Below are 12,106 nucleotides of genomic sequence, written 5' to 3' on the forward strand. Positions count from 1 at the left end.
TCCGTTCCTTTCGGTAAATTCTTGATAGCAGAACTGAGTTCTGCTATACACAACATGCGACCATATGGTTCGCGCGTCCGTCAAGCGGGGCGAGGACATCCACCGCCAGGCGAACCCGAGGAAGGCCGCCAGGCGAACCCGAGGAAGGAGGCCTGCGTGACGCAGGACGAAGAGGCGCGCGGCGGGCCCGCCTATCCGATCGAATCGGTCAGCAACGCCCTTCGACTGCTGCTGCTCCTGCGCGACCGCGACGAGCTACGCGTGATGGACTGCGCGGCCGAACTCGGCGTCGCCCGGTCCACCGCGCACCGGCTGCTCGCCATGCTCGACCACCACGGATTCCTGCGCCGCGATCCGGCGACCCGCACCTACCGCACCGGCGAGGCGCTGCTGGCACTCGGCCTGAACGCCATCCGCGGCCTCGACATCCGCACCCGGGCCCGGCCCTACATGCAGGCGCTGTGCGACGAAGTCGGGGAAACCGTCAACCTCGTCGTACTCGAAGGCGACGGCGTACGTTTCGTCGACGCGATCGAGACCCCACAGGCGCTGCGGGTCGGCGGCCGGATCGGGCTGCGCCGGCCGGCGCACTGCACCTCGGCGGGCAAGGCCATCCTCGCCGCGCTGCCGCCCGAGGAGCTGCGCAGGCTCTACCCGAAGGAGGAGCTGACGGTGATGACCGACGACTCCCTGTCCAGCCGGACGGAGCTGCAGAAGGCGCTGGTCGAGATCCGGGAAGTCGGCTTCGCCCTGGCCCGCACCGAAAGCGACCCCGACATCGTCGCGGTCGGGGTGCGGATCCCGCAGGACCCGGGCCGGACAGAGGCGGGCATTGCCGTCTCTGCCCCGGCCAGCCGGATGACCGCCGAGGAGATCGAGCGCTGCGGGCGGGCCGCGATCCGCACCGCCGCGCTGATCGCCAGCGGATGACCGAGGTGATCGTCGTGGCGGTGCCTGCCAGCGACGGACGCCCATTGATCCGCTGGGACTGACCGACACCGACCGCACGGCGGTACGTCAACGGCTCGACCATCGGGACGAAGCCCGTTGATCGGCTGCGCCGCCCGGGTTCTGCTCCGCCAAGCTGGCCCGGGTACGCCTGCCCAGCCGAGCGGACATATTCGGTACCGGTCTGAAAAATGCGACGCGATACGTTTTCCGCTCTTCCCGACCTGATCGACGGAATTACGTTGGACAATTCCTCCGGCGTTCCGACCGATCGGAGTCGCTACGCCGACAGTTCGGCGACCGCCCCCTCGTCACATGCAACGATGACACCGGCTAACCCCCGGCCGGGCGCCGAAAAGTGCAATTCCCGACCACTCATGTCATGGCCGCCGTCCTGTTCAGAGCAGGACGGCGAACCCATTCGCGCAGTGCGGCGGGACCATTCGGCGCAACCGGTCAGCCATCTGCCAGCAGCACTGATCCAGCAGGGGGGATGGACCACGTGACAGATCATCAGAAAGGCCTGCCAGTTTCCCGGCGGGACCTCATCCGCATCTCCGGCGGCACCACGCTGGCCGCCGTGGCACTCGGCTCGCTCGGCGTACCCGTGCGGGCCGGGACGGCGGCGGGCGCCGCACCCCGCGACATCGGCCCGGCCGCCGACGGCGCGGGCTCGGCCTGGGCGAGTTCCGGGGCCGGCAGCCGGCTCCGCTCAACCGGGGCCGACCTGCTCATCCGGGACGGCTCGCCGCACTGGTGGCTGAGCCCGGACATCTGGGCCGTGCCCGGCACCGACCCGAACGGCGCCGCCGGGACACCGGCCGCCGGTGACGTCGCCTACGTCTGGGCCCGGATCCAGAACACCGGCCGGGAGGACGCCGTCGGCATCGAGGTGAGGTTCTACTGGGGCAACCCGTCGGTGCAGATGCTCTACAGCACCCTCAACCCCATCGGCACGGCGTTCGCCGACATCGCGGCCGGCGACACCCAGGAGGTGCTCTGCCTCGTGCCGTGGAACGTGGTGGCGGTGAACGACGGGCACGAGTGCCTCGTCGCCGTCGCCGTCCTGCCCGGCGATCCGGCGCTGCCCGACGCCGTCGACCCGCCCGGCTATCCGAACGTGGCTCAGCGCAACCTGACGCTGGTCAGCGCCCAAAAGGCCGACTTCAAGCTGACCCTGACGGTCAGCGCGCCGAAGCGGGCACCGAAGCAGATCAGGATCGGCGCCGAGGTCGGCGGCGAACTGTCCAAGGAGGCCCTGCTCACGCTGGGTCTCGACGGGCGGCGGCCGGTCGGCAAGCCGGTGGTCGAGGTGGGCTTCTCGGCCAAGCCGATCACCGATCCGGGCGACGGGATCGGCGACCCGGAGCTGGTCGTGGAGGTGCCGGCCGGGCGCAGCGTCCCGGTGCATCTGACGGTACGCGGCGCCACCGGGCTGGACCCCGGCGAGTACCAGCTCGTGGAGGTCCTGGAACGGGACGGCGAGCGGCTGCTCGGCGGCATCTCGTTCGCCGTCGTCGCCGGGAAGGAGGGGCAGAAATGAGCGCGACACCGATGCAGGTACAGACCCGCCCCTTTGCCATCGAACCGCTGACCAGCACCATGCTGCCGGACGGCATATTCGACAACGCGCTCTACAAGCTCCGGATCGCCTGCCACTACACCAACACCTCCGGCGCCGACCTGACCAACGTCACGCTCTATCTGGAGAGCATCGGCGACCCGGGGATCGTGGTGACCGGGCAGACGTACACGTTCCCGAAGATTCCGGCCGGGGCGTCGGTGCTGGTCTCCTGGGCGGCCGACTTCCAGCACGCGTCACCGGGCAAACCGCTGGTCAGCTTCGTGGCCCGGGCCGACGGGCACAGCCCGGCCCGGTCGATCCGGCAGATCTTCGTCTCGCAGACCCGCTACGACCAGGCCACCGACACCTACTCGGTAACCATCCCGGAAGGGCGGCTCGAACTCTCCAAGCCGATCGTCGTACCACCGGCCAAGGGCGGCTGGTGGCCGGGCGACAAACCCGGCGACGACAAGGAACGGCCACCGTGGACCGGACCGTACGTGCCGACCGGCGCCACCATGGTCTGGGTGCCGAATCCGGCGTACCCGGGGACGCACGGCGAACTGCCGTTCGACGATCCCTGGTGGAAGATCCTCGGCTGGATCGTCTTCGCCATCGCCAGCCTGGTCGGGATCATCGCGGCGGCGATCGGCACCGGAACCTTCAACGTCGGGATCAAGGGCAAGTTCGAGGAGACCGATCCGGGGCTCGTCGTCGAGTGCTGCAAGCCGGCACCGGGTGACGGGCTCAAGGGCGGGGTCACGGTCGCCGGGGTGGCCGGGGTGATCGCCTCCGTCGCCCTGGTGGTGGGGCTCGCCGACGACGCCGACCCGCACTGGCGGGGCCAGAAGGCGACTCCGCCGGCCCCGGGCGAGTTGACCACCGCCGAACGGGTCGACGCGCACTGGCGGCTGCTCGACGAACCGCACGCGGGACGGGCGTACCGGACCGAGGTCGAGTGGTCGTACCAGCGGGTCACCACCGGGGCGACGTACCAGCACTCGGTGTCGGAGCAGCAGACCAACGTGCACGTCACCGAGGAGGTCAAGGTCGTCACTCCGGACACCGTGGCCTCGCCGGGACTGCTGTGGGCCCGGGCCACCTTCACCCGCCCCGGCGGAACTCCCTACTCCGGTCCGCAGTTGTACGCGTTCGCCCTGTTCCGGGCCCCGCAGGGGCTCTACTTCCTGGTGCCGCTGACCGACGACGGGGTCGGCCACGACGGCCGGGCGGGCGACGGCGAGTACACCGCCGGACTGCCGCTCCGGGACGTGCTCAAGGACCTGGAGAAGGCCGGACAGCAGCCGCAGGGCATCTGGAAGGTCTTCGTCTTCGCGCAGGACGTCAACCTGGTTCCGCCGGGCACCCCGGCCGAGGTCGCCGCGCAGACCGTCGGCGGCGTCTTCGTGGCCAGTGCCGTCCAGATCACCTTCGACTCCAGCCAGCCCTGCCCGCTGGAGGCGCAGAGCAGCATCAAGGTCGTCTGACCGGCCTTGGACGTGTGGGTACGGCGGGGGCCGAGCGAGGCTCCCGCCGTACGGCGCCACGGAACACCCAAGCGCCCAGTTCTCGATCTTGCCAGCCGCCCCTACTCTGGCCGCATGTGTCGAACTGGCAGTGTGCGCCATCCCTAACAACACCACCCCGTCGTTCCGAAGCGCGGTGATCATCTTCTGTCTCAGTGCGGCACCGCTGCTCCTCATCTTCGGTCTGACGGCCGATCCGGCGCCGAAGCCGCTCGGGGTGCTGCTGGACGGCACCGTGGTCGACCACGCGCCCCCCGGGCCGGGAGACGCCAACGCGGCCATCGTCTCGGTGCAGACGCCGGAGGGTCGGGTCATCTGCGGCGTCGAGCGGGTCCTTCTCCCCAACGGCCGGCTGCCGGTGGTCGGCGCGACGATCACCGTTGACTACGCCGACGGTAGATGCCGCCCGGCGGCGGAAGACAACACCGGCATCCGAGTGGGTCTGGTTCTGATCGGCGCGACCGGCGTCATCGGGGTGAGTACGTACTACTGGCGCAGGTCCGGGCCGGGTCGACGGTTCCGGGCCGCACGGAAGGCCGCGACTCGACCTGACCGAAAGCGCGGCGCCGTCAGGCCATCGCGGGGAGGATGACCCGCTCCAGCACCGTGCGCGGGGTCTGCCCCTGCTCGGGGTCGTTGTAGTTGCCTGCGGTGATGGCCACGGTGAGATCGAGATCGGGCAGGACGTACAGGCCCTGGCCGCCGTTACCCATGCCGGCCACCAGCCGATGACTGTCAAGAGAGTCGATGTACCACTGATAGCCGTACTGCGCGCCCCAAGCGGTCTGCAGGCGTGGCTGGAGCATGGTGTGGATCCAGTCGGCGGAGACGATCCGTTGACCGTTCCAGGCTCCCTTGGCCAGCATCAGCTCACCGATCCTGGCCAGGTCGCGGGGCGCGAGTCGCAGCCCGGACGCGGCGGAGGCCACGCCGTCCGCACCGGTCATCCACTCGCTGCTGTCGATGCCCAGCGGCGCGAACAGCACGGCCTGCCCGTACTGCGGCAGCGACCGCCCCGTGCCGTCGGTGATCAGCCGGCCGAGCAGGGCCGTGGCACCGCCGCAGTAGTTCCATCGGGTGCCGGGCGGCTCGAGGATCGGCCGCTCCAGGATGAACCGGCACCGGTCCGGCGCCAGTTCCATTGCGATCTCGGCGTTGGCGGGGCTGTCGTAAGGGAGATCTTCGCGCCATTCCACGCCCAACGACATCGTCAGCGCGTGCTCGACGGTGAGCCGGGCACGCTGGGAGTCGGCCGCCAGGTCGGGATACTGCGGAAACTGCCGCAGCAACGGCTCCGCCGGCGGTGGAACCAGCCCTTCGCCGAGCGCGATGCCGTACAACAGCGCGGTTACGCTCTTGGTGACCGACCGGATGTCGTGCAGTGTCTCGGGCCCGAACTCGACGACGCCCAGCGAGGCGTTCCAGGCAAAGTCCTCACCGGCGCTGTAGTACTCCAGCAAGGGGCGGCCGCCGCGAACCGCCACGACGCCGTGCAGACCGCTGATCTGGCCAATCTCGAGCATTTTGCCGAGCCGGTCGCGCAACCGCGTCATGGGGCACTCCAGAAGGTCGCCGGGCAGCGGAACAGCAGACGACTCGTTATACCGGAATTGCCGCTCTCAAGCGACCCGAGTAGAAGGGGTCCAACTGTCAGTGGCAAGCGCTGGAGCGCAGGCACAAGCGCCCGACCACAGCGCATCCGGCAAAGTTCGGCGTCAGCGACGAGGCCGAGTGGCCCGGGCCGCTACCGCGCCGATCCCTGTATTGGGGAATGATCTTCCGTTCGCCGCCGTACCAACCGCCCCCGGCCCCAACGCGCCATGCGGCATCATTGATGCCGTCCGATAGGTCAGTTCTGGTCCGGTCGCGGGAGGCATACAGGTGGAGCTGCGCGTCCTGGGATCGCTGGAGGTCCGCGTGCGTGGCATTCCGGTCCGGCTGGGCGGCCCGCGCGAACGCAAACTGCTGGCACTGATGCTGGTTCACGCCGAACGCGCGGTACCGCTGGCCGCGCTGGTCGACGGGATGTGGGACGAGGCGCCACCGGCGACCGCCAAGCGCCAGGTGCAGAACCTCATCTCGGCCCTGCGCCGGCTGCTGGCCGACGGGTCGGACCGGAATGCCAGGTCGCCCACGATCGTGGCCGAGCGGGACGCCTACCGGCTCCGCCTCGGCGACGCCGAGCTCGACGCGCGGCTGTTCCTGGCCCAGGTCGGGCGCGCACAGGAGCTGGCCGAGGCGGGTCAGACGGGCGCCGCCGCCGCCGAGCTGCGTGCCGCGCTGCGGCGCTGGCATGGCCCGCCGCTGGCCGGGCTGACCGGCCGGGTGCTGGAGGCGGCCGCGGCGCGGCTGGAGGAGCAGCAGCGCGCCGCCGTCGAGGAGTGCGTCGACCTGGAGCTACGGCTCGGTCGCCACGGCGAGCTGCTCGGCGAACTGACCGAGCTGGTCGCCGTGCACCCGCTTCGCGAGCGGCTGGTGGGGCAGCTCATGCTGGCGCTCTACCGGTCCGGTCGGCAGGCCGACGCGCTGCACGCGTACCGGCGGCTGCGCAAGGGTCTCGCCGACGAGTTCGGGCTCGATCCCGGCCCGCGGCTGCAGGAGCTGCACGCCGTGATCCTGGCCAGCGATGCGGCCACCCGGACGCCGGACACCGCCGAACCGCCGGCCGCGGTGGGCACACCTGCCCACCGGGCCGCGCCGGTCGTTCCGGCCCAGTTGCCCGCCGACGTCGCCGGCTTCGCCGGCCGCGCGGAGCAACTCAAGGAACTGGACCAGTTGTTGCCCGGCGATCCCACCGGAACGACCACCGTGGCGATCGGCGTGATCGCCGGCACCGCCGGGGTCGGCAAGACGGCGTTGGCAGTGCACTGGGGCCAGCGGGTCCGCCACCACTTCCCGGACGGCCAGCTCTACGTCGACCTGCGCGGCTTCGAACCGGCCGGCGCCCCGGTGGATCCGGCAGACGCGCTGCGCGGATTCCTGGACGGGCTTGGCGTGCCGGGCGAACGGATGCCGGTCGACCTGCCGTCCCGGTCGGCCCTGTACCGCAGTCTGCTGGCGGATCGACGCATCCTGGTGGTGCTGGACAATGCCCGCGACGCCGAGCAGGTCCGTCCGCTGCTGCCGGGCAGCCCCACCTGCCTGGCCCTGACGACCAGCCGCCATCTGCTGCCGGGTCTCGTCGCGGCGGAGGGCGCCCGGCCGATCCCGCTGGACCTGTTCGATCCCGGCGAGGCGCGCCAGATGCTGGCCGGTCGGCTCGGCGAGCGGCGCCTGCTCGCGGAGCCGCAGGCGATCGACGAGATCATCACCCGGTGCGGCAGGCTCCCGTTGGCACTGGCGGTGACGGCGGCCCGGGCCGCCATCCATTCGGGGTTTTCGCTGGCCACCCTCGCCGCCGAGCTGCGGGCCGCCCGCAGTCGCCTGGACCCGTTCGCCGGCGCCGACCGGGCAACCGACGTACGGGCCGTTTTCTCCTGGTCGTACCAGCAACTCAGTGAGCCGGCGAAACGGCTGTTCCGGCTGCTCGGGCCGGCACCCGGCCCGGACATCGCGGTGCCGGCGGCGGCCAGCCTCGTCGGCGTCGCGGCGGCCCTGGCCGCCCCGGTCCTGACCGAGTTGGCCGACGCGCATCTGGTCACCGAGCACGCACCGGCCCGGTACGCCTGCCACGACCTGCTGCGGGCGTATGCCGGCGAGCTGGCGGACGCCGTCGACCCGCTCGCGGACCGGCGTGCGGCCCTGCACCGCCTGGTCGACCACCACCTGCAGAGCGCATGCGAGGCCGACCGGCGGCTCGATCCGTATCGCGATCCGATCACCATCGCACCGGCCCGGCCCGGGGTGACCAGCGAACGGTTCGCCGACCACGACGCCGCGATGAACTGGTTCACCGTGGAGCTTCCCGGGATGCTCGCCGCCGTCGAGCGGGCCGCGGCGACCGGCTTCGACGCGCACGCATGGCAGCTCGCCTGGGCGATGGCCTACTTTCTGGAACGTCGAGGGCACTGGCGCCAGTGGGCGGCCGTCCAGGACACCGCACTCGACGCGGCTCGGCGGCTGGACGACCGCGCCGGTCAGGCGCACGCCCACCGCAGCCTGGGGCGGGTACACGTCCATCTGGGCCTGATCGCCGAGGCGACCGCCCACCTCCGGCTGGCGAGGGAGCTGTACCGGGCTGCCGGCGACGTCGTCGGCGAGGCGCGCGTCCACTTCGACCTCTGTTGGCTGGCCGTCCGACGCAGCGGTTACCACGATGCGCTGGACCACGCCCGGCAGGCGCTGGAGCTGTTCCGTACCACGGACAACCGCTCCGGCCAGGCGAGGGCGCTCAACAACATGGCCCTGGCGCACAGCCTTCTCGGCGACCACGAGCGCGCCCTGGTCGCCGGCACGGACGCGCTGCGGCTCAACCAAGATATCGGCGACCGGTTCGGCGAGGCGAACACCTGGGACACCCTCGCCCAGGCCAACCTGGAGCTCGGCCACCACGAGGACAGCATCAGGTGCTACCGCCAGGCGATGGACCTGCACCGGGATCTCGGCCATCCGTGGGCCGAGGCCGACGTACTCACCCAACTCGGTGACGCGTACGAGGCCGCCGGCGAACCGGGCGCCGCCGAGGACGCCCGGCAGCGTGCGGTCACCATCTTCGACGACCTCGGTCACCCGGACGCCGACCTCGTCCGGGCCAAACTCACCCGACGCTGAGGCGCGAACGTCATTGGCCGGCCACCGGTACGCCATCCAGGGTGCCCCCGCCCTGTCGTACTCGTAGATCCGGATCGCGCTGCCCGCCGGTACCCGCCGATCGGTTCGTACCTGATCGGATGTTGTTGGATGCGGCCGGGCTCAGCGGCGCAGCGCGGCGGCCGGCTCGATCCAGGCGGCGCGCAGCGCGGGATACACGCCGGCGACGAGCCCCACGCCGGCACCGATGGCCGGGGCGGCGGCCACCGTCCACGGGGCCAGTACGGCGGTCCAGTCCCGCAGCACTGCGGTGCCGACCACCGCGGCCACGGCGACGCTGCCCCCGACCAGGCCGCCGAGCAGGCCCAGTGCGGTCGATTCGGTGAGGAACTGGGCGGCGATGTGCATCGGCCGGGCACCCAGGCAGCGACGCAGACCTATCTCGTTGGTGCGTTCCAGGACCGCGACGAGGCTGGTGTTCGCGATCCCGACGGCACCGATCACCAGCGAAATGCTGGCGAGCAGCAGGAACAGCGAGTTGAGGTCGCCGGTCACGCCGGCGCGCAGCGACTGCGGGTCGGGCGGCGCGATGACCCTGAACCGCCCGGGCGCGTCCGGTCGCAGGGCCAGGGCCGCCTGCGACGCGACCAGCGCGGCGGCGCCGAGCCGTGTCTCGATCAGCATCTTCGCCCGCTGCTCGTGCGGCGGCTGGTACGCGCGCAACGCGGTCCCGGTCGGGATGATCACGGAGAGCAGCAGGTCCGGCAACCGCTGGACGTCACCGATGATCCCCAGCACGGTGTACGGGGTGCCGTTGACGAACACGGCAGGGTGTCCGTCCAGACGCGTGATGCCGAGCCGGCCGGCCGCCGCCGCGCCGAGCACCGCGACGTTCTCCCCGCGTCCGGCGTGGAACCGGTCGTAGAGCCGGCCGGCCCGCAGCGTCGGGCGGGCAGCGGCCAGAGCGGACGGTTCCGCGGCGACGAGCGTGAGCTCATCCTGATCGGCCGCCGCACCGGGCGCGGCGGCGAACCGGGGCGCGGACAGCGGCACCGGCCAGTACACACCCGCATGCCGCACCCCGTTCAGTCCGGCAATCCGCGCCGCGGCGTCCGGTGGGAAGGACGCGGCTGTGTCCGCCGGGTCGGCCCCGCCGATGTCCTCCACGGTCACCTCGGTGGCAGTCAGCGCCGTGAACCGGCTGTCGATCTGCCCGGCGGCGGTGGCGGTCAGCCCGAGGATCGCCACGAACGCCCCGGTGCCGAGCACCGTGCCCAGCATGGTCAGCACCGACCGCGCCGGCCGCTGCGCCAGGCCGGCCAGCGCCTCGCCGAGCAGGTCGCGCAGCGACGGCCGGCTGCCCTTACTCATCCAGGACCCCGTCCCGGATGGTGAGGGTACGTTGCCCGCGCGCCGCCACCTGCCGATCGTGCGTGATGACCACCAGGGTGAGGCCGTCGCCGCACAGCTGGTCGAGCAGTTCGAGCAGGTTCTCGGCGGTCGCGGAGTCCAGGTTGCCGGTCGGCTCGTCGCACAGCAGCAGACTTGGCCGCTGGGCCAGGGCGCGGGCGATCGCGACGCGCTGGCGTTCGCCGCCGGACAGGACCAGTGGCAGCGCGTCCCGGCGGTGCGCCAGGCCGACCCGGTCCAGGGCCTCGACCGCGGTAGTCGCCCGCTGTCGACGGGGGACACCCGCGTACAGCCGGGCCAATGCGACATTCTCCGTCGCGGTTCGGTACGGCAGCAGGTGAAACGACTGGAACACGAACCCGATCCGTTGCCCACGCAGCGCCGCCCGCTGCCGCTCACGCAGCCGGCTGACGTCGACACCGTCCAACTCGTACACGCCCTCGGTGGGTCGGTCGAGCAGCCCCGCGACGTTCAGGAACGTCGACTTGCCGGAGCCGGACGGGCCGACGACGGTGACGTACTCCCCCGGCCGGACTGTCACGCTGGCATCGCGCAGCGCCCGCACCGGAGGTGGCCCCGGGTAGGTCAGCCCCACCCCGCTGAACGAGATCACCGGCGTCATCCGCTGACCACCACCCGGTCGCCGTCCCGCAGCACGCCATCCACCGGCGCAACCTCCACGAACCCGTCGCCGGAGACACCGGCGCGGACCTCGATCCGGCGCGCCGCGCCGGAACCGGACAGCACCGACACGCTCGTGCGCCCGTCGGCGCCGGCGGATACCGCGGACAACGGCACCACCTGTACGGCGGCCGTGGTGCGTGCCGCGGTCAGCGCCACCCGTACGTCGCCACCCGACCACGGCGCCGGCAGCGGCTTGTCGGACGTCACCGTCATGGGGTGGTACGCGGCCTCGGTTCCACCCTCGGCGGGGCCCTCGGCGATCGGGGTGGTCAGGGTGCCGACCCCTTCGATCCGCCCGCTTGCCTGCTGGTTGAGCATCTCGGCGGTCATCTGCGCCGGCATGCCCGGCCGGACCAGGGCCGCCTGGTCCGGCCGCAGCTTGACGACCACCTGGAGTGGCCCGGCCGCGATGTTGACCAGCGACCCCTTCACCTGGTCGCCTACCCGGGCCGCCACCGCGGACACCCGCGCCGGGAACGCCGGCACGAACACGAACTCGTTCAGCGGCAGCATCGGACCGGTGTGTGCGACCAGGTCGGCCTCCTTGCGCTGGGCCCGGGCCAGCCGATCCTGCGCCTGCGCCAACTGCTGGGCGAGCGGCTGCTCGCCCGGTTCGGCGGTGTCGTCCGCGGCGATCCGCCGCCGTAGCGCGTCAACCTCCCGCCGGACGCTCGCCACGGCGTCTGCGGCCGCGTCGAGTGCCTCCAGGTCGCCCCGGCCGGCGAGTCCGCCCGTGTCCGGGACGTCGTAACCCAGCCGCGCGTAGAGCCGCCGCACCGCCGCCTTGGTACCCGGTCCGAACACCCCTGCGCGGTCGCCGCCGGTGTCCAGGCCGAGCCGGCGCAAGGCCGTCTGGGCCTGCCGCACGTCCGGGCCGGAGTCACCGGGCTTCAGGTCCCGGTACGCCGGTACCGCCCCGGCCAGCACGATCACCGGCCGGCCCGACACGGCCAGCAGAACCCGGCCGACCTGTACCTCGTCGCCGGGGCGCACCCGCACCGCCGTCACGACCTGGATGGTGGCACCCTGCGCCGCGACCGGGCTGACCTCGATCGTGGTGGCCGGGGCCACCTGACCGCGGGTCACCAGCGTGCTCTCCAGCACCCGTCGCTCCACCACGGCGGTGATCAGCGACGGTTGCGGCGCGCGGGCATTCGCGGCCATCTGCTGCGGTGACCGCACGAACGTCGAGGCGACCAGGCCCCCGGTGGACAGGACGGCGCTGCCGATCGCGACCACCAGCACGCTGCGCCGCCCGCTTCGCCCGATCATTGTCTTCCCACCC

General features: G+C 71.9%; 9 protein-coding genes. 5 read left to right on the forward strand and 4 right to left on the reverse strand.

Annotation, left to right across the window (positions count from 1 at the left end; translation table 11 throughout):
* Window positions 1-156 precede the first annotated feature (156 nt).
* From I0C86_RS07560 to I0C86_RS07575, 4 genes are all read left to right on the forward strand, one after another.
* On the forward strand, window positions 157-930 hold the full coding sequence (locus I0C86_RS07560) for an IclR family transcriptional regulator (RefSeq protein WP_196200491.1): 774 nt from the start codon (window positions 157-159) through the stop codon (window positions 928-930).
* 520 nt (window positions 931-1,450) lie between these two features.
* Complete coding sequence (locus I0C86_RS07565; RefSeq protein WP_196200492.1) at window positions 1,451-2,491, forward strand: hypothetical protein; 1,041 nt, start codon at window positions 1,451-1,453, stop codon at window positions 2,489-2,491.
* Complete coding sequence (locus I0C86_RS07570) at window positions 2,488-3,999, forward strand: hypothetical protein (RefSeq protein ID WP_196200493.1); 1,512 nt, start codon at window positions 2,488-2,490, stop codon at window positions 3,997-3,999. Before I0C86_RS07565 ends, I0C86_RS07570 begins: the two co-directional genes overlap by 4 nt.
* Before the next feature lie 130 nt (window positions 4,000-4,129).
* Window positions 4,130-4,630, forward strand: coding sequence for a hypothetical protein (locus tag I0C86_RS07575; protein WP_196200494.1), 501 nt, complete (start codon window positions 4,130-4,132; stop codon window positions 4,628-4,630).
* On the opposite strand, the gene I0C86_RS07580 is transcribed toward I0C86_RS07575, so the two are convergent.
* Complete coding sequence (locus tag I0C86_RS07580; protein WP_196200495.1) at window positions 4,608-5,591, reverse strand: serine hydrolase domain-containing protein; 984 nt, start codon at window positions 5,589-5,591, stop codon at window positions 4,608-4,610. The two genes, I0C86_RS07575 and I0C86_RS07580, sit on opposite strands and share 23 nt — an antisense overlap.
* 328 nt (window positions 5,592-5,919) lie before the next feature.
* On the opposite strand from I0C86_RS07580, the gene I0C86_RS07585 reads away from it, so the two are divergent.
* Window positions 5,920-8,748 (forward strand): AfsR/SARP family transcriptional regulator, encoded by a 2,829-nt coding sequence (locus tag I0C86_RS07585; protein WP_196200496.1) that lies wholly within the window; start codon window positions 5,920-5,922, stop codon window positions 8,746-8,748.
* A gap of 141 nt (window positions 8,749-8,889) precedes the next feature.
* On the opposite strand, the gene I0C86_RS07590 is transcribed toward I0C86_RS07585, so the two are convergent.
* The 3 genes from I0C86_RS07590 to I0C86_RS07600 are packed head-to-tail and all read right to left on the reverse strand — an operon-like array spanning window position 8,890 to window position 12,093.
* Window positions 8,890-10,098 carry an ABC transporter permease gene (locus tag I0C86_RS07590; protein WP_196200497.1) on the reverse strand — a complete coding sequence of 403 codons (1,209 nt, stop codon included), beginning with the start codon at window positions 10,096-10,098 and terminating at the stop codon, window positions 8,890-8,892.
* On the reverse strand, window positions 10,091-10,759 hold the full coding sequence (locus I0C86_RS07595; protein WP_196200498.1) for an ABC transporter ATP-binding protein: 669 nt from the start codon (window positions 10,757-10,759) through the stop codon (window positions 10,091-10,093). Before I0C86_RS07595 ends, I0C86_RS07590 begins: the two co-directional genes overlap by 8 nt.
* Window positions 10,756-12,093 (reverse strand): peptidoglycan-binding protein, encoded by a 1,338-nt coding sequence (locus tag I0C86_RS07600; RefSeq protein ID WP_196200499.1) that lies wholly within the window; start codon window positions 12,091-12,093, stop codon window positions 10,756-10,758. Before I0C86_RS07600 ends, I0C86_RS07595 begins: the two co-directional genes overlap by 4 nt.
* Window positions 12,094-12,106 lie beyond the last annotated feature (13 nt).

The sequence above is a fragment of the Plantactinospora alkalitolerans genome (genome assembly GCF_015690345.1).
Classification (GTDB): domain Bacteria; phylum Actinomycetota; class Actinomycetes; order Mycobacteriales; family Micromonosporaceae; genus Plantactinospora; species Plantactinospora alkalitolerans.

Bases quoted from the DNA above. Each gene is read 5' to 3' on its own strand.
- I0C86_RS07570 (WP_196200493.1), top strand. From the start codon at position 2,488: ATGAGCGCGACACCGATGCAGGTACAGACCCGCCCCTTTGCCATCGAA.
- I0C86_RS07580 (WP_196200495.1), bottom strand. From the start codon at position 5,591: ATGACGCGGTTGCGCGACCGGCTCGGCAAAATGCTCGAGATTGGCCAG.
- I0C86_RS07590 (WP_196200497.1), bottom strand. From the start codon at position 10,098: ATGAGTAAGGGCAGCCGGCCGTCGCTGCGCGACCTGCTCGGCGAGGCG.
- I0C86_RS07595 (WP_196200498.1), bottom strand. From the start codon at position 10,759: ATGACGCCGGTGATCTCGTTCAGCGGGGTGGGGCTGACCTACCCGGGG.
- I0C86_RS07600 (WP_196200499.1), bottom strand. From the start codon at position 12,093: ATGATCGGGCGAAGCGGGCGGCGCAGCGTGCTGGTGGTCGCGATCGGC.